Source organism: Acinetobacter sp. WCHA55 (assembly GCF_002165305.2).
Taxonomy (GTDB): Bacteria; Pseudomonadota; Gammaproteobacteria; order Pseudomonadales; family Moraxellaceae; genus Acinetobacter.
Genome location: NZ_CP032286.1, coordinates 2,900,206 through 2,921,292, shown reverse-complemented (window position 1 = coordinate 2,921,292; position 21,087 = coordinate 2,900,206). Strand labels below are relative to the sequence as shown.

Below are 21,087 nucleotides of genomic sequence, written 5' to 3'. Positions count from 1 at the left end.
GTGTATATATAGCAGCGACTTGGATGTACGGTCAAAAAGAAGATCAGGCTTAAGCTTTATCTTCTTTTTTTGTTTTAAGCTCTCTTCAAATCTTCAAATCTTCAAATCTTCAAATCTTCAAATCTTCAAATCTTCAAATCTTCAAATCTTCAAATCTTCAAATCTTCAAACAAATACAATGAAATATTATTCCTCGACTTCAGCCTTGCTATTTATCGGATGCTTTTTCTTGTGGTCTATTTTCCTGTTTTATTTAATGGCTCAAAAACATGCAGGCAATGTCATTGTCGAAGATATATTTAAATTTAATTTTTACTGCATGATACTTGCAATGTTGCCTTTGCTTTTGAAAAAAGCTCCGCCTAAAAACGATGTCGAGATGACGATTTTTGAAGAAAAGCAACATATGGAAATGCGCCATCAAGTCCTGAGCCAATCTGCTCAAGAGCGTCGGAAAGCTTATGTGATGAGTGCATTTTTCGGTTTTTTAATGTCAAGTCTAATGATGAGCTTTATTTTGATGTTAGATAAATAAGCTGAATGTGAGTTTATCCGATCTAATTTTTCTCACTTTTCCGCATTTGGGATGGAGAGTAGCCAAAGTGCTTTTTAAAGCGATGACTAAAATGGCTGCTGGAGCTAAATCCATACTGTTCTGAAATCTCCGTCATATTGGCAGTCGTCTGCTGTAGAGCTTGGTGTGCCAGTTCAAGTCGACGTTGCATCACATATTGGTGTGGCGGCATTTGCATGGATTGCTTAAACATATGGGCAAAATGGTACTCACTGAGCTGCGTTTGCTCGGCCAAATCTGACAAGGTCAAGCTTTGCTGAATATGTTGATCAATCCATTCTAATAACTGTTTCAGGCTATATGGAGACAGCCCGCCTTTGACTTCAGGGGCTTGCCACTCGGTATGGCTATAATTTTTAATCAAATGATTGAGCAGAAGTGTCGTGGCAGTACTCATCTGCAAATGATTTTCACGGTTCTGCCAAGCCCCATTGAGTAAAAAGTGTCGGTAGATCATCGAAATCTGTGGGTCGGCCACGAAACTTTGTGGATTTAAAATAATTTGGCTCGGCTCACGATCCCACACCTGTTCGGCGACGCGTTGTAGGTGTTGTTCAGTATAGTACAGATGCACAAAAGTCAGTGGATCACGAAGATCCCATGTTGACTCAAAGTCCTGTGGCATCAAACACATATGATCTGGCCCACCGCCATTATGCCAGCCTTGAGCTGTCTTTTGATAACTATGATATCCACCTTGAATATACATACTGAGTGTATGGTGGTTACTGCAAACACTGACGCGGTCTTGGTTGTTTTGCCACATGGCCAACTGCATGCCCGAACCCAGTTCGACCGAGTTGAGGAGTTGAGCTTTATGCTGTTGTAATTGATCTAGAATCTGATATTTCATCATCTATACGCAGTGCCGAATGGAAGAATGAGTGTAGGGCTTTGATGTCATTTTGTCATCTATATCCGAAAACCAGTAAAAAAACCACAAGTTCATGATAGTGACCACAAGAAGGTGCAAGTAATGGGACAGCTAAACCAAGCACAATAGCGTGAGTGGTTTGAGTTGGATTGAAAGAGTATGAATGCGCTGTTATATGCTTTGGTGGTCGTGATTTGGGGAACGACATGGATTGCGATAAGTCTGCAACAACAAAGTGGAATATCGACCAATGTGGCAGTGTTTTGGCGTTTCTTTATTTCAGCTATGGTGTTGTTTGCTTTTGTTGTGTTGTGCCGAAAATTGCAAAAATTGGCTGTAAAAGATCATCTGTTTTGTATGTTACAAGCGTGCTGTATTTTTGGTTTTAACTTTGTCTGTTTTTACTATGCGGTGCAATATATTAGCAGTGGTTTAGAGGCTGTTATTTTTTCAATGGCGGTCATTTTTAATACCCTCAATGCCAAACTGTTCTTTGAACAACAGGTTTCTACACGTTTTTACCCTGCGGCTTTGCTAGGTGGATTGGGGATTATTGCTTTGTTTTGGCATGATGTGGTGGGAAGTACCTTAAACAACCATACGCTGATAGGGATTGGTCTTTGTGTGTTGGGCACTTATGGTTTTTCACTGGGCAATATGATCAGTGCGCGTCATCAAAAACACGGTCTGGATATTTTCACGACCAATGCTTATGGCATGCTATATGGTTCACTTCTGATGGCATTGATTGCTGGATTTAAACACGACGAGTTTTTCCCCGCTATGGAATTTAGTGCAGTGAGTGCTTTATTGTATTTGGCTGTTTTTGGTTCAGTGATTGGCTTTACCGCCTACTTTTATTTGGTTGGAAGGATTGGGGCAGGCAAGGCAGCTTATAGTACCTTGTTATTTCCGTTGGTGGCTTTGGTGATTTCGACCCTTTGGGAAGGGTATCAATGGCATATAAATGCGGTGATTGGGGTGGTTTTGATTTTATGTGGTAATGCAATTTTCTTTATCAAGGCACCCAAGTTGAGGCTGAGTCAAATGTTGAAGCGAAGCTGAGTGTGTACAAGAAAATTAAAAGATATTCTGCACTATAAATGAAAGGCTTAGGTGTTTTTCATCCTGTGTATTATGCTCATTTTAGAGAACTGCATGTATGGCTTTATAAATGGATTTAAAAACGTTTGAATTATTCGCTCGTTACAACGTATGGTCTACTCAAAAATTAAACCAAGCTTTAAAAAATGTCTCTGATGAAGATTTTAATGCTGAATGCGGACTGTTCTTCAAAACTATTTCTGGAACGTTGAATCATTTGCTTGTGGGGGAGCATTATCTATGGTTTCCTCGGTTTTCATCGAAACCATCGCCTCTACTGAAGTTAAATACCATCGTAGAGAGGGATAAAAATAAACTCATGTTTGAGTTAGAAAGCAGGGCTCACCATTGGATAGATTTTTTAAAACATGTTGATGTGGAAAAGTTTGGACATGATTTACACTACAAAACATCGGCTGGACAAGAAATGAGCCTGCCCTATGCTGCTACATTATTGCATGTGTTTAACCATGCAACGCATCATCGGGGACAAGTCACAGCAGCTTTAACTTCAATGGGCTATCCATGTCCAGAGATTGATATGGTGTATATGTTGATCGAAGACCGTCAGTAAATTAAAAAGAATAGTGACTACCATTAAAAAATAGACATAAAATCTTTGTTAATACACATTATTTTAGTTCTAACGAATATAAAATCTTTTCCAAGTTAGGGTTCAATTTTTGATTTAATAAACGTTAGTAATTCTTGGAATAATGGATGCCATTCAGCGCTTGGTGACTCAAACAGAGGGTGCCAAAAGAAATTAAATTCTAATCCACCGTCATCATTGCAAAAATGTGTCCAATGCTCTTTTAAAGCTTCTGTGCTATGGCAGATAAATACATGCCAGTTCGGGCCTTGCTCAGATGGATGATGTAAACCTAAATATGAGTGAATATGTGCAGATAAAATGGTAGTGTTCAAAAAACTGTGTCATTTCCTTAAACTGTTAAAAACAGGAATGATGCACTATGGCAACTACATTTGATTTTGAAACAGCCTTAAAACAACTCCAGTCAGGACAAGCACTGACTGGAGAAAATGGCATACTCACCCCTTTAATTAAACAGCTGACCGAAGCTGCTCTTGAAGCAGAAATCGAGAATTACATTGAAGCGAATCCGAAACAAGGTAATCGCCGCAATGGCTATACTCGCAAGACAGTAAAATCTACATCAGGTTCATTTGAGCTTGAAACCCCTAGAGATCGAAATGGTGAATTTGAGCCACAGTTAGTTAAAAAGAACCAGACCAAATTATCAGAAGAAATTGACAATAAAATCATATCACTCTATGCACTTGGTATGAGCTATCGTGATATTCAAAAGCATGTTGCTGATATGTATGGATTGGAGATTTCAGATGGTGCTATCACCAATATTACAGATAAGCTCCTCCCTCAGTTACAAGCATGGAAACAACGCCCACTCGATACAATTTATCCCTTTGTTTGGTTAGATGCCATACATTACAAAGTGAAGGATAAAGGTGTTTATGTGAGCAAAGCGATCTATACCATTTTAGCTTTAAATGTTGAAGGTAAGAAGGAACTACTCGGCTTGCATTTGTCGGAAAGCGAAGGGGCGAACCATTGGCTTAGTGTACTGACAGACCTACAAAATCGTGGTGTTCAGGATATTCTGATTGCCTGTGTAGATGGACTAAAAGGTTTCCCCGAAGCCATAGCAGCGATTTACCCTCAAACAGAAATACAACTGTGTATCGTTCATCAAATCCGTAATTCTTTACGCTATGTTGCCAGTAAAGATCAGAAGGCATTTATGGCTGATTTAAAGCCAATTTACCGTGCTGATACCAAAGGGGCGGCAGAAGTAGCACTGGATGAGCTAGAAGAAAAATGGGGCGAAAAATATGGTGTGGTCATTCAGTCATGGCGTACCAAATGGCATCTACTATCCGCCTATTTCAAATACCCTAAAGCGATTAGGAAGCCGATTTACACCACCAATGCCGTTGAAGCCGTACATCGTCAATTCCGCAAACTAACCAAAACCAAAGGAGCTTTCCCCAATGAGGATAGTCTGATGAAATTACTGTATATTGGTATTCAACAGGCATCAGAAAAATGGACAATGCCTATTCAGGAATGGGGACAAACCATTACTCAATTATCCATTTACTTTGAAGGTCGATTAGATGATATAATTAAAATCTAGTCAAATTTACTGACACAGAACTTTGAACGCCCTCGATAAAATACCAGACTCTTCATAAAGCTCCCGCAGAGCCGCTGTTTCCAACTCTTCATTCACCTCAACTGTACCCTTTACGATTTGAATACCCGCAATTGGATGCTTAAACACTAATATTTCTGTTGTTTGATTGATATTTCGAAATATAACTGGGACGACTTTTTCGATTAATGTCATTTTTGAATTTTACCCAAGAGGCAAGTCGGTACACTACTTAAAAGGTAGATAGGGTCATGGATATGGTCGCGGGCTATATTGGAGCATCTAGTTATCAAAAGCTATTAGGGCGTTTTTCGACTAAAAATAGCATTCACCAAATATACATGAATGCATCATGACGCTGTATTGGCTTTAAGCCGAAGTGCTTCCATCTCAATCTCAACCATTTTTTGAGAATTGTCATGTTTATTACTCAACTCAGCAAACCTCTGTCGATCTGGTGAGTCAGATAGGATGATATTACCCATTTCAATTTGAAGATTATTTTCTTCTTTCAATTTTTCACGAGCTACTGTGGCTTCTGAACTTTTGAGTGTCACAGCATCGTACTTTTGATTCAGATCATGAATTCGCGTAGTGGTTTGTTTAACAGCCTTCATAAGCGCATTTCTATTACCGCTGTCTATCGCATTTTGCATGTCTATAAAAGAATCTTGAGCCTTTTGTTTGGCTGCTTGAGATACTGCTCTAAGAGCAATGAGGTCATGTTTAATGTCTGCGGCATTATCTTGACTCAGATGTGAGGTGCTATGGGGTGGAGTATGAGCCGTAACATTGAGCTCAGGGTCTGATTTTACCTGTTGTCGAGTGTTGTTTAATGCCCCTGAATTCAGTTGAGGGTAAATCATGTGTTGTAAGGCTCTCATTTCACTGACAGAACTTTGTTGTATCACGCTGATTTGCGCTTCTAATCCAGTGATGCGATCCATCTGTGGTGGATTTTTAGTATTTTCTTGTGCCAGTTCAACGCCAAGTAAATGGACTTGCTTAAACTTTTCACTTAACGCTGCACCTTCTTGGCTTTTGAAGTTTGCAGCGTCTAATGCAGCATTAAACGCAAGCGAATGGATTTTTAGTTGTTCTAGCAAGGCAGGGATCGTATTGACTTCTTTATTTTGACGAGCTGCTTTAAGTGCGTCCTGTGCATTCAAAATGGCTTGAGAGTTTTTATTCGCAACCTGATCCAAGGTATCAAGATCAGTTTTAATATCCGTTGGATTGGCTGTACTTAAGTTTTTATGTGTTGGTGTTGAGTCTGATGATATTTGTTGCTGTTGATTAGACTCACTGCATGCTGTCAGACAAAATGTTGCTGTCAGTAGAATTGGAAGCCATTTTTTATTCATTATGAGACCAATGATTTAGAATTTAATTATATGGCTTGAGTATATTGTTTAAGTATCTGAAAAGTAAAGTCTTACCATTTTTCTGTGTTCTGATTATGCCCATAAATATAAAGCAGTTAAGCTTTGGCTTCATATTGTTATGCGCTATAAAATAAAAAAAACCACCCAACTGTTTAGCTGGATGGTTTGGATCATATCAACTCGATTTAAGCAGTTGCTTGCTGTTCCGCTTGAATTGCAGTCAGTGCAATCGTAAACACAATGTCATCCACCAAAGCGCCACGAGACAAATCATTTACAGGTTTATTCAAACCTTGCAACATTGGGCCCACACTCACAACATTTGCAGAGCGTTGTACGGCTTTATAGGTTGTATTTCCTGTGTTTAAGTCAGGGAAAATAAATACATTTGCACGACCTGCAACTTTAGAATCAGGCGCTTTCGAACGTCCAACACTTTCCACCGATGCTGCATCGTACTGAAGCGGTCCATCAATCAACAAATCAGGACGACGTTCTTTCGCTATGCGTGTTGCCTCAGCGACTTTTTCAACTTCAGCACCAGCACCAGAGGTACCCGTTGAGTATGAGATCATTGCAATACGTGGGTCTAAACCAAAAGCTTTTGCTGAGTCAGCCGATTGAATCGCGATTTCAGCGAGTTGTTCTGCGTTTGGATCTGGGTTAATCGCACAGTCGCCATAAACATAGACTTCATCAGGTAACAACATAAAGAATACGGAAGAGACCAGTGAGTACTCAGGCGCTGTTTTAATCAGTTGAAATGCTGGGCGTACAGTATTGGCTGTGGTATGGATTGCACCTGAAACCAAACCATCGACTTGATCGAGCGCCAACATCATGGTGCCCATAACGACAGTGTCTTGCAGTTGTTCACGCGCTTGCAGCTCGTTCAGTTTGCCTTTACGCAGTTCCACCATTTTTTCGACATAGTTTTCACGAATTAAATCTGGATCGATAATTTCTAAGTCATGTGGAAGCTCAATACCACGTGCTTTTGCCACTTCTACTACAGCTTCTGGTTTCGCCAATAAGATACAGTGTGCAATACCACGAGATTGGCAAATGGCCGCAGCTTGAACTGTACGTGGCTCATCGCCTTCAGGTAGGACGATGCGTTTCTTCGCCGCAATCGACTTTTGTACCAATTCATGGCGGAAGGCCGAAGGTGAGAGGCGAGGTTGGTACGAGCCATTCAACATTGCCGTTAACCATTCTTCATTGATATGGCTCGACACAAAACGAGTGACTTGTTCAGCACGTTCAGTATCATCGACCGGAATTTCATTGCTGAGATTGGCTAAGCTCTGTGCCGTATCGAACGTACTGAGCGGGGTATGTAAAATTGGTAAGCCTTGCTTAATCGCTGCTTGGCAGAACGCAAGCACTTGCTCGTTAGGCGTATGGTGTTCAGTCAGTACCAAACCTGCCAGTGGAATACCGTTACTGCTAGCTAAGCTGGATGCTAATAGCACATCAATACGATCTGATGCACTAATAATGAGTTCACCTGCGACAAACTTATGAAGTTCGTGCTCAATATTCGATGCAATTAAACTGCTATGTAATACACGACGTTGTGTTGCATCGCCTTGATTGATCCATTCTGCCTGAATATGCGCAGCTAAGTCCGACATACGCGGTACGCTAAGCGTATTACTAAACGGAACTAAACCAATTACTGGCAGTTTGTCTGAACCGAGTTTTGGATGGGTCTTTTGGAGTTCAATAATGAACTTATTGGTATCGCTAACTAAACGGAGACTTGGGTCAATCGTCACAGGAATATGTGCCGAGTCATCTGGCAAACCCTTGGTACGCATCAATAACACGCCCGCGGTTCGCTCTGAACTGGCACCGCCAAAGTAGCGCAGTTGGCTATCAATTTTCTCAGCCGTCGCACTTGGTTTATTAATATCTGCATTGCTGACGATGATCACTTTAGCATCGAGCGCTTGGGCAAGTTGCGCGTTTAGTTCAGACGCAAAAGAATCACGGTTGTTCGGGACTAAACCTTCAACGATAATCAGGTCATGCTTACGTGCAATGGTGCGGTGTAGGCGAACTGCATCTTCAAGTAACTCATCATTTTCACCTGTGCTAAGTTGCTGCAAAATAGTGTGATAATTAATGGGTTCAACAGTTTCGTTTTTAGACACATGGTGGTAGAGCGCCGTTGTACGGTCTGCGCCCGCCGTGAGTTCTTGAGAGAATGGTTTTAAAAAGCCAGCTTTAACACCTTGGCATTCCAGTGCATAAACCAAACCTAGGCATGCTGATGTTAAGCCTACACCTTCCCCAGTCGGCACAAGTAAAATTGTTTTCATATATTTATTCGTCATACAAGAATTTAAAACAGACTTGAGTGAATGTAACGACCGCTTAAGCGATCGCTACATTGTCTTCAGACTTTTTTGCAGCAGTTTGAATCACCTCATTGGCTACGGATGCAGTTTCTTTGGCAATACGGCCTTCTTCATCCGTCGGCACAACCCAAATTTGTGGACCTGTACCTGTATCAATACGACCTTCAGTACCACGCTTTAAACTGTCATTGGCTTCTTTACTCAAGTTAAAACCAAAGTGTGGTAGGAAAGCGACTGTTTTTTCACGAATATATGCCGAGTTCTCACCAATACCACCCGTGAAGAATAAGCCATCAAGACGTGGTAGACCACAGCTCAGCGCAGCCAATGACTTTGCGAGGCGGTAGCAAAACACTTCAATGGCTAAAGTCGCATCTTCATTGCCTTGTTCCGAAGCTTCAATCAAAGTACGCATATCATTCGAAAGGTCAGACAGGCCGAGTAAGCCCGATTGGCTATTCAACATTTTATCAATTTTATAAATGTCCCAGCCTAGGTTATTGGCAAGGAAACTATGTAAGCTTGGATCGACATCACCACTGCGTGTGCCCATCACGACACCTTCAAGTGGAGTTAAACCCATTGAGGTATCTACACTTTGCCCATTCCAAATCGCACAAGTAGAGCTACCATTGCCCAAGTGTGCAGTTAACCACCCCCCTTGCTTAAAGCTACCTGCCAGTTCTGAACCGCGTTCAGACACATAAGCATGGCTCGTACCATGGAAGCCATAGCGACGGACATTGTGCTCAGTATATAAGAACTTTGGCACAGCATAGCGGTAAGCATGTGCAGGCATAGTCTGGTGGAATGCTGTATCAAATACAGCCACTTGCGGTAGCTCTGGGAATAAACGCATCGTGGCGTCAATCCCAACCAAGTGTGCAGGGTTGTGTAGTGGTGCAAGTGGTGTTGCAGCACGAATACGTTCTACAATTTCTTCTGTTAAAAGCTCAGCTTTGGTCAATGTACCGCCATGTACCACGCGGTGACCAATGGCTTGAGGGTTATAATGTGAAAGGCGTTCTAAGATGGTTTCCAATGCTTTTTCATGATCGGCATGTGGAATAGACAATTCAAGGGGTTGCCCGCCCGCTGTAATGCCTTTGATACGAGCGTCAGCAGAACCTAAGTTCTCAGCTAAACCGAAAATACGATCTTCACGACGTTCAGAAACGAGCGCATATTTGATTGATGAAGATCCGCAGTTAATTACTAATACTGATGTAGACACGTTTTAATACCTGATTCTAATTGAATTATCCGTCCTAGAACTGATCTTCATGCAGTACGTTCTTATGCAATCTTGATCATTTTTTATGTTGTATCATGTGTATATTTTTAGTCCAAGATAGACTTTAGGTGATTAGACTTAAGCACTATCGACCGTCTGATGAATAATAATTAAAATTTATCGGTTCATGATTTTCATTTATTCATGAAATGATGCTGAATTATTCAGCAGCTCCAACGCTATAAAAATAACACGCTATTTGCTGAAAGCAGTTGAATATATTGTGGCGTTCCTGTTTATTTTTGATATTTCATTTTTAGATCCACACATAATCACATAGACCATCAGTGCGACCATCAAAAAAATCATGATTTCCTTTAAGTTTAAGGCTTCGCAGAGGTAGAGAGTGTTCATATATAAAAAATGCTCAGCCCTCCTTGGAGAGCTGAACATTTTACCTAAATATCAGTCGGAGTGATTATTGGCGAATTTGACCATCACCAAATACAATCCATTTTTGTGAAGTCAGGCCTTCTAATCCAACTGGTCCACGTGCATGGATTTTATCAGTTGAAATGCCAATTTCTGCACCTAAGCCATATTCAAAACCATCGGCAAAACGGGTCGAGGCATTGATCATGACAGAGCTTGAATCAACAGCAGCCAAGAACTCACGAGCTAGAGAGTAGTTTTCTGTAATGATCGAATCGGTATGATGTGAGCCGTATTTATTGATATGCTCAATTGCTTCTTCCATACCCGATACCACTTTCACGGCCAAGATTGGACCAAGATATTCGGTGTACCAATCTTCTTCTGTCGCTGTTTTGACGTCTGAACCTAAAATGCGCTGAGTTTCAGCACAGCCACGCAATTCCACTTGTTTTTCAGTGTAGAGCTCAGCGACACGTGGTAAAAACTCATCTGCGACTTTTTCATCGACCAGCAAAGTTTCCATTGCATTACATACACCATAACGGTGAGTTTTTGCATTGAGCGCAATCGGTAGGGCTTTTTGTAGGTCAGCTTGTGCTTCGACATAAACGTGACAGTTCCCATCCAAGTGCTTAATCACAGGGACACGGGCTTCATTGCTGATACGTTCAATCAGGCTTTTGCCTCCACGTGGAACAATCACATCAACAAATTCAGTGAGTGTAATCAGTTGCCCCACGGCTGCGCGGTCTGCGGTATTAATGACTTGAACCGCATGTTCAGGTAAACCTGCCAGTTTTAAACCACGTTGAATGGCTTCAGCAATGGCTTTATTAGATTCGAGGGCTTCAGAACCACCACGTAAAATAATGGCATTGCCAGACTTCAGTGCTAAAGACGCGGCTTCTAAGGTCACGTTTGGGCGAGACTCATAAATCATGCCAACCACACCTAAAGGAACGCGCATTTTACCGAGCTGGATTCCTGACGGACGATAGGCCATATCGGTGATTTCACCGACAGGATCTTTCAGGCTAATGACATCTTTTAAGCCCTGCAACATGCCTTTAAAGCGTGCGGGAGACAGTTCTAAGCGATCAAGTAAAGCACTGTCTAAGTTGTTGCTGTGCGCTTTGTTCATATCTGCTTGGTTCGCAGCTAAAATAGCGGGTTCACTATTGACTAAAGCAGTATAAATAGCTGACAACGCATTGTTTTTAGTTTCGGTAGAGGCACGCGCCAAAATACGAGAAGCTTGACGTGCTTGCTGTCCTACCGTTTGCATATATTGTTCAATCGACTCTTGCATAGCGGTTTGATCACTTAGAAATTTCACAGAAGATAGTAACAGCCTAACACTCGACCGCATAGTCTCTACATGAAAAATCCAGCATATAGGCGGACTTATACATATTTTGAAATTGTTTTTTATCTAAAACATGATGAGCGGTCACACAATCTGTTGCGTGCAAAACAGTGCTCTGTATAGAATGAATTTTAGGACATGAAGTCCTTGCATAATTATTACAACACTGAACACCCTGTTGCCACTAACAGACGTGATCGTGCATTTCTTGCAAAACAAAAAGTACAGGCAAGAGTAGAGGGAAGGAACATGAATTCTATGATTCAAATGGATGCGGAGCTAGATGACGCGACTTTACGCTTAGGTTTTTTTGATGTTTACCATCGTAACAGCTTTAAAGAACCTGCACGAACCACATGGATTGAGGGCTGGAAAGTCGAATACATGGCGATTGCTCAACCAGAGTCATTCCATCGTACGCCTATCGTGATTATTGGCGGGGCATTTCAAAACTTTAACTCCTATAAATACTGCGTTGAACAACTGCTCGATGCTGGTCCGATTATCCTGATTGATCTGCCTTCAATGGGCGCCAATCAACAAATTCGTAATATCGATACAGGCTTGTCTGCGGGCACTTTAGAACTGGGTGATCTCGCGAAAATGCTTGGCGTTTGGTTAGACATTGAAGGATTAGAAAAAGTTTCAGTGATGGGGATGTCACTGGGTTCAGTGGTGGCATCTTGTCTGGCCGATCAACGACCAGAGCTGATTGACCGTATGATTTTAATGGGTGTGATGCAAAAGACCCGTAAAAGCTGGCGGATGTTACTGGAGGAATCGTTACATCTAATGCGTGAACAACGCATGGATGAGTTTGGTCAGGCCGTGATTTTGTATCTGGTCAATCATGCCAAAATGGATAAAACCAAAATGTCGCCTACAGCTAAGCGTTTGTTCTTCAGACAGATGGCAGAGTTTACCGCAACAGAACAAGAGCGTTATGAAATCAACTGTAATCGTTTGCTTCGCCTCACCGATGTGCCGATTCCGCAGTGCAAAGTCTTGGTGGCCTGTGGCCAATATGATAGTTTTACCTTGCCACATGAAAATGCCAATTTTGCGCTGCAATGTCCTGACATGGAATATGCGCAAATTGCCAATGCAGACCATGTGCCACAGCTACAACGCCGTAAAGAAACTATGCACTTGTTTGCAACATTTCTGAAGGACGAGCCCATTCAGCATCTAGAAGGGATTATTCCATTTAGTCGAGCACAAATGCTAGATATGGAGCGCCGGGGAGAAGAGCGGGTTCAGATTCAACACCCTGAAACTTTTTTAAGCTATCGCCATTCGGATTTGGTGATTGCGACAGAAGTGGTGGATTTGAACTACTTTGGAGTGCTTTTACGTTTTGAGTCAGACTGGGTTTCTGTCGCGGCTGAATATCCACGTGATTTGGCTTTACACTTGAGTGATGAAGAAGGCGCATTTCAGATTGAATGTTTAATTTTTGCCGAAGATGGGCTGCATATTCGTGCTTTGTTTAAACATGGTAGTTTTGAACTCGCGGAGCGACTGCTTCGCTTTGTTAAGCGTCAAAAACAAGAACAGACGTTGCTTGAAGCTGTAAGTTAATTGAATTTAAAAACAAAAAAAAACAGCGTGTTATCGCTGTTTTTTTATGGTTTGGACTTAAGGTTGTTACTTTGTTTGATTGGCTGTTTGCCATTGGCTATGTACCAACCAGACTAAGTCGCCTAAGTGATCCTGCTGATCTAAATTTGAAGTGTCGGACTGAGTTCTGTTAAAAGCTAAAGTGGGTTGGTGAACAGTCACAGTATGAAAGCCTGCTTGTTTGAAAAATTGAGCTGCTTCGGATGGACTGACAAAGTGAAAGCCAAATGCGCTTCGGGACATCCATTTTAAAAGTCTGCTACTGCTCCAGATAAAGTTAGCGAGCTTATTTTTTACAGGTTCTGGGTAGAGGTCAGTTAGATAATATAACTGATTAAACTGCTGTCCGTATTGGACAATGCCTTGCAGCAGTTGAGCGAGCATGTCTTTACTAAAGTAGTTGATCAAACCTTCACTCACCACCACCAGTGGAAGGTTAGGGTCAAACACCTCAAAAGCACGGGCAAAATCTGCGCTAAATAAGTCGGCAGACAGCACTGCTGGACTGGTCTGATCGATCTGTTGTAAGGCCTGAGTTTTGATTTGCGCCATGTCAGGTAAGTCGAGTTCACGATAGTCAATTTCAGGATACTGCTGGCGAAAGCTCCAGCCGCGTGGGGATAGACCACTGGCAATTTCTAAAACTTGTAAGTTTGGATACTGTTGTATCAGCATGCTGAGGTGGTCATCAATCATTTGATGACGCTGTTTTAAGGTGGTGCGCATGCTGCCACCGACATGTTTCTCGGCCCAACTTTCGAGTGGATGTACCAGTTTGGCCAAAAACTTCCCTTTGCGGGTGGCAAATACAGGATGTGAGATGCCCATGCTATACCAAATATAGCCTGTATAGTGAGCCGTAAAAGAGATATGGCGATGAGCCGATAAAGCATCTGTCATGGTATCCGTACCTGATATTTTGTTGTTTTAGCGTTGTTGTTTGGGCAAGGTCGAGCAAGCCTGTTGATTTATTTTGAGTTTATCATAATGAAAAAAGGACATCTTGTGATGTCCCTTTGTCCGAAATATTGTGGTTGAAATGGTCAAAGATGAAGTGCTTAACTTAATCTAAACACTTCCACGCGGTCACGTATTTTAGCCCAGTCTTCACCTAAATGCAGCTTCGACTGAACGCTAATATTTGGAATCTGACCACGCATGCGTTCTAAGCGAGCTTGGTTTGGTAGCGCCAGTTGACTAATTCCATCCAAAGCCACGCATGCGGCTGCTCGGTCATTACACACAAGTCCCATGTCACAGCCTGCATGGAGTGCAGCTTGAATGCGTGCATCGGCTCCACCCGCAACACATGCGGCTTGCATGCTTAAATCATCTGAGAATAAGACACCATCAAAGCCCAGTTGCTGACGTAGCACAGTTTGAATCCAGTACGGTGAAAAACCTGCTGGGTTTGGATCGACTTGGTTATAAATCACATGTGCAGGCATGAGTGCGTCTAACTGTGGCATCAGTTTGATAAAAGTCTGCATATCTTTGGCATAAATTTCATCATACGTGCGTGAGTCGATGGCTGCTGCAACATGCGAGTCTGCTTTGACAGAACCATGACCAGGGAAATGTTTGCCTGTCGATGCCATGCCCGCGGCTTTCATCCCTTTTAGGAACGCACTGGCCAGCGGTACGATGTCTTGAATATTTTTGGCAAAGCCACGGTCACCAATCACATCACTGATGTCATTTAAATCGAGTACAGGGGCAAAGCTAAAGTCGATACCGACGGCAAGAACTTCTGTCGCCATCAACCAACCAGATTGTTCAGCCAAGTTTAAAGCTTTTTCAGGTTCGCTTAAGAATAGCTCGCCAAACTTGCCCATAGCAGGGAGTAGGCTAAAACCCTGTTTTAAGCGTTGCACACGTCCACCTTCTTGATCGACAGCAATCAAAATATCAGGACGAATTCTGCGCATGTGGTCAGTGAGGGCGCGAACTTGGGCAGGAGATTCAATATTTCGTCCAAATAAAATCATGCCACCGACTTGCGGTGCTTGTAATAGTGCAATATCTTCTTGAGTAAGTTCTGTGCCTGCGATGTCGAGCATCAATGCGCCAATCATATTGGGTGTCCGTATTTGATTTTTTGGTCAGTGACTGTTTTAGCTCTTAAATGAGAGCGAACAGGTCGTCGAAAACAATACCCGAATTTTGCAATGATTTGCTACATTTTGTCAGCACAGATTATGATAAAACTACACGACATAAACAGATTAAGTTGTTTAAGATTTTGAATATTCTCAATTCATTTCGAATAATGACATTGTAATTTTGGTCAAAAACCAAGGAACTAAGAATTATTTATGAAACTTCAAACCATTGCTTGTGCGGTTGCAATTGCAACGGGTGGATTCTTTTTCACCCATGCCATTAATGAAGCCATTGCAGCGACTGAGTCAACCGCTGTAACCAAACAAGCTATTGTTCCATCGCAGGAGCAGGCTTTGGTGTCTCGTCAGCTGGCGACCTTGGTTGACCGTCAACATTATCTCAATCAACGTTTAGATGCGAAAACATCGGCGCGTATTCTCGATTTCTATCTGGACAGTTTAGATCCAGACCATTCGTTGTTTCTTGCCTCTGAAGTCGAGGGTTATAAACGTAAATATGGCTCAAATTTAGGTGCGGCTTTAAAAGCAGGGGACTTAAGTGGACCGTATGCGATTCATGCACAGTATCGAGATCGTTTGACCCAGTTTTATACCTATATGCTGGATGAGCTGAAAAAGCCACAGAATTTAAAACAAGCCAATGTTTATATCGAAACGGATCGTGAAAAGGCACCGTATTTTGCCAATGAAGCTGCGCAGCGTCAGCATTGGAACAAAATGTTGGTTTCGCAGCTGATTAACTTAACCATTAGCAAAGAAGAAGAGTTGGCGAAGCAAAAAGCGCTTAAAGCCAACCCAGAACTGGCCAATGGACAAGACCTTACTAGTTCAGAAGATTTAACTCCAGTACAGACCTTAACCAAGCGTTATACACGCCAGTTAGAACGTATTTCACGGGTGAAAAGTGATGATGTGTTAGATAAAACACTCAATGCAATGACCCTTACCTATGATCCGCACAGTAACTATTTCCCACCTGTCGATGCAATGGAATTGAACCGTCAGACGACTTTGCAACTTGAAGGGATTGGGGTGTCGATTCGACCTGAACGGGGCAATGAAGACTACACCAAAATCGAAACCATTGTGGAAGGCGGTCCTGCGAGCAAGTCTGGACAGGTCAAGTCGGGTGACCGCATTATTGGTGTGGCACAAGATGGCGAAAAAATGGTGGATGTCATCGGTTGGCCGAGCAATGAAATTGTGGGCTTAATCCGTGGTAAACGTGGTACCAAAGTCACCATACGGTTACTCGGCTCGGGTGCGTCGATGAGCCAAGCGCGCAATGTGACTATTACTCGTGACGTCATTCAAGAAGAAGATGCTGGGGTACGTTCACGTACCGTGAATGTGACTCGCGATGGTCAGCAGTACACCTTTGGTGTGATTGAAATTCCGTCTTTCTATTTAAACTATCGTGCACGCCGTGCGGGTACAGAATATCGTTCTGTATCTGAGGATACCAACAATGCGCTGAAAACTTTGGCGGCCAAGAATGTATCAGGGATTATTATCGACTTACGTAATAACCCAGGGGGGTCACTTGAAGAAGTAGCGCGTATGCTTGGCCAGGTGATTAAGTCAGGTCCTGTGGTGCAAATTCGAGATGGTAATGGCAATGTGAGTGTTTTCGAGGACGATGACAATGGTGCGCAAACCTATGCGGGCCCATTGGCAGTGATGGTGAATTTAGCATCTGCGTCTGCAAGCGAAATTTACTCTGCTGCGATTCAAGACTATGAACGTGGCATCGTGATTGGTAGTACCACGACAGGAAAAGGAACCGCACAAGTTCAGCTCGACAACTTAGCGCATGGTCAAGCGACACTAACGCAACGTAAGTTTTACCGTGTCACGGGTGGAAGTACGCAAAACAAAGGCGTGATTCCTGACGTGAAATTGGTGGACATTTATAATGAAGAGTTTGGTGAGCGCAAAGCGAAAAATGCGCTTGAGTGGGACACCATTCCAACTGCACCGTTTAAACGTGAAGGCAGTATTGCACCGTATGTGAAACGTTTAGGTGAGTTGTCGCAAGCACGCGTTAAAGTCGATCCGCAGTTTAACTATCTTGAACAGCGTAAAGACATCTCGAAAAAGACCGAAGATCAAAAACGTGTCGTTTTAGACATTGATCAACGTAAAGCCGAATTGTTAGCACTGGAAAAACAGACTTTAGATTCGGAAAACAAGCGCCGTCAGATTGCAGGACAAAAGCCTTATGCAAATTGGGAAAGCTATCAAGCGTCTATGGAAGCATTGGTTGAAGCCCGTGCTAAAATGAAAGCGAATCAGCGTCCTGCATTGCCAGAAGAGGAAGCATTTGTGATTGAATCTGCAAATGTCTTATTAGATTATGCCAAGTTGCAAAAAGGCACTGCAAAATAGTTTAATTCTTGAATATGTATATTAAAAAGCCAGTTTCGACTGGCTTTTTATTTAAATTGTGATTCAAAACACAAATGCAGGCATGGCTGGTTATCAAACCGATCTTCAAGGTAAAATAAATCTATAAATTCTAATGAGATTTCTGTGTTTTTTTCTTGACCTGAACCTGTTTGTATAAGATTCTTAATCGGGTAGTAATGCTTTTCGCCTTTGATAAAAAGGATATATAAATGAAGAAAAAGAGCAATTAATACGGACACTTTATATGATGCATGTGCATTACGATTTTAGTTTGGTGTTAGGTTCAATTGTTGTGGCATTGTTGGCGTGTTTTTTTGCAGTGTCGACCGAACGCTTATTATTTCGTGCTTGGCGTAAAAAATTTCAAACAGGGTTAATTTTACTCAGTAGTTTTTTCTTAGCCTGTGCCATTTGGGCCATGCATTTTGTGGGCATGCTGGCTTGTAATTTGCCGACACATAGTTATTTTGACCCTGTACTGACCATTCTTTCTTTTTTTATTGCCTTTATTGCATCTGTTTTTTCAATTTGGTTGACCACGCGTCATACCTTACCTTTTCTAAGATTAGTCTTAGGCGCTATTCTGATGGGATTGGGTATCTCTGGCATGCACTATACTGGCATGATGGGGTTGATCATTGAGGGCTATCAGAGTGTCTACGATCCTTTACTGACAGTTTTCTCCATTCTGCTTGCCATCAGTGGCTCGGGTTTAACCTTTTGGCTGATCTTTAAATATAAGAGTGCAGTTAGTAAGAAACTGTTGTACCAATGGTGTGTCGCATCAATGATGGCCTTGACCATCGTGAGTATGCATTATACAGGTATGCTTGCAGTCTCGTTCTATCCAACCCATAGTGACAAGTTGGTCATGACTCTTGAAGCGGGGCAAAGCATCGTTTTATTTGTCGTTATATTCATTACCAGTTTGATTCTGGTGGCAGCTTTTGTTGTTGCGGTGCTGGAGCAACGTTTAGAAGAACGTAATATTCAACTTTCTCTTGCCAATAAAGAGTTGGCAAATCAGGCGGTACAGGACAATCTGACCAAGCTGCCAAATCGTTTGTATTTGGCGGAATACGCCCATTTTCTGTTTACAGATCACCGCTTCCGTAATGAAAGCATTGCTTTTCTATATATTGATTTAGATCGCTTTAAAGCTGTAAATGATGTATTTGGACATCATGTTGGGGATCAATTATTGGTTCAACTGACCACTCGGATTCATCGCAACTTAAGTAAAGATGAAAAAATTCTCAGAATTGGTGGGGACGAATTCCTGATGGTGCTTGAGCAGGCGACTCCTAAGCAAACGTGCCAAATGGCGGAGCACGTACTTGAGTTGATTCAAGATAGTTTTTTGATCGCGGGCAAAGAAATCAATGTGTCGGCCAGTATTGGTATTGCGATGTATCCTGAGCATGGTAGTAATTTGCAGGATTTACTGATTAATGCCGATGCAGCGATGCTGACCTCAAAATATCAGGGACGAAATACCTATTCTATTTTTAATTACAGTTTTGACCAACAAGAAGCGAAAAGCCAAACTAAGCTGATTAATGATTTGTATAAAGCTGTAGAAGAACAACAGTTTGTTTTGTATTATCAGCCTAAATTTACCATCCAAGATCAACGGATATGTGGAGTCGAGGCGTTGATTCGCTGGAAGCATCCGACTTTGGGTTTGCTGACCCCTAATATGTTTATTAAAGGTGCGGAGAAAACAGGGTTGATTATCCAAATGGGGTATTGGGCTTTGGAGCAAGCATGTAAACAACTGCAAATCTGGGAGAGAGAGAAAATAGAGCTGTATCCGATCGCTGTGAATTTATCGGCGGTGCAGTTCGAGCATAAGCATTTATTTAATAATCTTGAGCATCTTTTTGATAAATATAAAGTCAACCCTAATCATTTAATTATTGAAATCACTGAAAGTACGGCGATGCACCATATCGAAGGCAGCATTCGTACCTTACAGCGGTTACGTGAAATGGGGATTCGTTTGGCAATTGATGACTTTGGGACAGGCCATTCCAGCTTTTTATATTTAAAAAATCTTCCTGTGGATGAGTTGAAGATTGATCGTGGCTTTATTCATGAGCTGACTGTTGGCTCAAAAGATGAAATGATCTTAGAAAGTATTATTCATCTGGCGATTCGCTTGGGCTTGGTTGTGACAGCAGAAGGTGTCGAAAGTCCCCTGCAAATGGAAATCTTGTCACGGTTAGGCTGTCAGCAATTACAAGGCTATTTGTTGGGTATGCCTATGGATGTTAAGCGCTTGGAAGAGTTTGAGTACACCTCGTCAACTTATTTCAATTAAGTGATATCTACAATTTGTACCGATGGCTGATCGTTTTTATGGTGATTTACTTCAGTTGAGAGTCTAATAAAACATAAGCAGTTTTCGTAAAAGCCTCTACCTAGTGAGATCGGCTTTTTATGTATTCTTTAGAATCTATTCGTTTTAGTGTCCTGCTGTCCCGTATACCAAACTGTTCAATAAAATCAATTCAATCAGTTCAAAGCATTGGGAGCAATTTGGAATTAAATAATTATGGCTAGAGTCGTTACTAAGGTTGGTGATGTTTTTTCTGTAAAGTTGGATAATGAGGGGAAAAATATTTCCAGCTTATTGCTTTTGATTTAACACAATTAAATAGTGATGTGATCAGAGCATTTAAAAAAGTGTACCCTATCCATGCAATTCCTACGTTATTGGATATTGTTAATGATGATATCGATTTTTATGTGCATTGTGTCACTAAGTTTGGCATAAAAATGAATCTTTGGGAGAAAGTTGGAAACATATCTGATGTGGGTGGAACTTCTAAAATATTATTCAGAGACACAGATGATTATGGTGTTATGGTAGGGGACGAACCAATAAAAATTTCTCACAATTGGTTTGTATGGCACATTAATGATGACAAATTTACTTATGTTGGAAACCTAGAGGGAGAAAACCGTAAAGCAGAAATAGGTGTGGTTGTGAACCCTTTGGCTATAATAGAACGTATAAAAACAGGGAAATATAGTTTCGTATATCCAGAGTTTGAATGAAGTTTATAAAATGACCTCAGATTAGGCTTAAACAAGATAAAATAATGCTTGATGTATGAGGGACAACGGAGTTTTACTCCGAGTTGTCATTGGGTACAGCGTGATTAAGCGTATATTCAGATCTGATCAAACAATGTTTTTGTACATCTAAGTTGTAGCTGATAGCGCTATAGTGTTTCTATTCTTATCCACTACCAGAGCGGGAAAGCATCCGAATTGTCGACGAATGCGCTGTACTAAGCTGATGGGTTAAGGGAAAATTATCAATAAAATCTCATTTATAAATCTGCTACAATTACGCCAATTTTAAGTTATCACTTTACGGGTTAGATACAC

The 21,087-nt window shown here is 41.7% G+C and carries 14 protein-coding genes and 3 pseudogenes; 8 read left to right on the top strand and 9 right to left on the bottom strand.

Annotated features, from left to right (window positions below; genetic code table 11):
* Positions 1–19: 19 nt before the first annotated feature.
* Positions 20–535, top strand: a complete 516-nt coding sequence (locus tag CDG62_RS19710) for a hypothetical protein (protein ID WP_228254410.1) — start codon at positions 20–22, stop codon at positions 533–535.
* A gap of 22 nt (positions 536–557) precedes the next feature.
* On the opposite strand, the gene CDG62_RS16810 is transcribed toward CDG62_RS19710, so the two are convergent.
* On the bottom strand, positions 558–1,427 hold the full coding sequence (locus tag CDG62_RS16810) for an AraC family transcriptional regulator (RefSeq protein WP_087527694.1): 870 nt from the start codon (positions 1,425–1,427) through the stop codon (positions 558–560).
* Positions 1,428–1,607: 180 nt separating this feature from the next.
* Between CDG62_RS16810 and CDG62_RS16805 the strand changes: the two genes are divergently transcribed.
* A complete protein-coding gene (locus CDG62_RS16805) occupies positions 1,608–2,513 on the top strand; it encodes a DMT family transporter (protein WP_087527631.1) in 906 nt (301 codons plus the stop codon).
* A 109-nt stretch (positions 2,514–2,622) separates the two neighbouring features.
* Positions 2,623–3,126 (top strand): DinB family protein, encoded by a 504-nt coding sequence (locus CDG62_RS16800; RefSeq protein WP_087527630.1) that lies wholly within the window; start codon positions 2,623–2,625, stop codon positions 3,124–3,126.
* Between the two features lie 95 nt (positions 3,127–3,221).
* Here the strand turns inward: CDG62_RS16800 and CDG62_RS16795 are convergent.
* Positions 3,222–3,467: pseudogene (locus tag CDG62_RS16795) on the bottom strand (DNA mismatch repair protein MutT); the annotation flags it as partial.
* Positions 3,468–3,526: 59 nt separating this feature from the next.
* Here CDG62_RS16795 and CDG62_RS16790 point away from each other — a divergent pair.
* A complete protein-coding gene (locus CDG62_RS16790; protein ID WP_004973108.1) occupies positions 3,527–4,732 on the top strand; it encodes an IS256 family transposase in 1,206 nt (401 codons plus the stop codon).
* 33 nt (positions 4,733–4,765) lie between these two features.
* Here the strand turns inward: CDG62_RS16790 and CDG62_RS16785 are convergent.
* From CDG62_RS16785 to CDG62_RS16765, 5 genes and pseudogenes are all read right to left on the bottom strand, one after another.
* Positions 4,766–4,945, bottom strand: a pseudogene (locus tag CDG62_RS16785) (NUDIX domain-containing protein); the annotation flags it as partial.
* A 155-nt stretch (positions 4,946–5,100) separates the two neighbouring features.
* The gene (locus CDG62_RS16780; RefSeq protein WP_087528596.1) at positions 5,101–6,114 is read right to left on the bottom strand and encodes a hypothetical protein; all 1,014 of its coding nucleotides are present in this window, start codon (positions 6,112–6,114) and stop codon (positions 5,101–5,103) included.
* A 206-nt stretch (positions 6,115–6,320) separates the two neighbouring features.
* Positions 6,321–8,462, bottom strand: coding sequence for a phosphate acetyltransferase (gene pta / locus CDG62_RS16775; protein ID WP_087528597.1), 2,142 nt, complete (start codon positions 8,460–8,462; stop codon positions 6,321–6,323).
* Positions 8,463–8,517: 55 nt separating this feature from the next.
* Positions 8,518–9,735, bottom strand: a complete 1,218-nt coding sequence (locus tag CDG62_RS16770; RefSeq protein ID WP_078389364.1) for an acetate/propionate family kinase — start codon at positions 9,733–9,735, stop codon at positions 8,518–8,520.
* A gap of 478 nt (positions 9,736–10,213) precedes the next feature.
* The gene (locus tag CDG62_RS16765) at positions 10,214–11,479 is read right to left on the bottom strand and encodes a glutamate-5-semialdehyde dehydrogenase (RefSeq protein WP_087528598.1); all 1,266 of its coding nucleotides are present in this window, start codon (positions 11,477–11,479) and stop codon (positions 10,214–10,216) included.
* Positions 11,480–11,785: 306 nt separating this feature from the next.
* Between CDG62_RS16765 and CDG62_RS16760 the strand changes: the two genes are divergently transcribed.
* Positions 11,786–13,117, top strand: coding sequence for an alpha/beta fold hydrolase (locus CDG62_RS16760; protein ID WP_087528599.1), 1,332 nt, complete (start codon positions 11,786–11,788; stop codon positions 13,115–13,117).
* Between the two features lie 66 nt (positions 13,118–13,183).
* On the opposite strand, the gene CDG62_RS16755 is transcribed toward CDG62_RS16760, so the two are convergent.
* A complete protein-coding gene (locus CDG62_RS16755) occupies positions 13,184–14,056 on the bottom strand; it encodes a class I SAM-dependent methyltransferase (protein ID WP_087528600.1) in 873 nt (290 codons plus the stop codon).
* Between the two features lie 158 nt (positions 14,057–14,214).
* Complete coding sequence (gene nagZ, locus CDG62_RS16750; RefSeq protein WP_087528601.1) at positions 14,215–15,231, bottom strand: beta-N-acetylhexosaminidase; 1,017 nt, start codon at positions 15,229–15,231, stop codon at positions 14,215–14,217.
* 240 nt (positions 15,232–15,471) lie between these two features.
* On the opposite strand from nagZ, the gene CDG62_RS16745 reads away from it, so the two are divergent.
* The 3 genes and pseudogenes from CDG62_RS16745 (at position 15,472) to CDG62_RS16735 (ending at position 20,751) form a co-directional block, all read left to right on the top strand.
* Complete coding sequence (locus CDG62_RS16745; protein WP_087528602.1) at positions 15,472–17,667, top strand: carboxy terminal-processing peptidase; 2,196 nt, start codon at positions 15,472–15,474, stop codon at positions 17,665–17,667.
* 265 nt (positions 17,668–17,932) lie between these two features.
* Positions 17,933–20,011: an EAL domain-containing protein gene (locus CDG62_RS16740; RefSeq protein WP_087528603.1), complete on the top strand. Its 2,079-nt coding sequence runs from the start codon at positions 17,933–17,935 to the stop codon at positions 20,009–20,011.
* Positions 20,012–20,245: 234 nt separating this feature from the next.
* A pseudogene (locus CDG62_RS16735) lies at positions 20,246–20,751 on the top strand (hypothetical protein).
* The last annotated feature ends 336 nt before the right edge of the window (positions 20,752–21,087 follow it).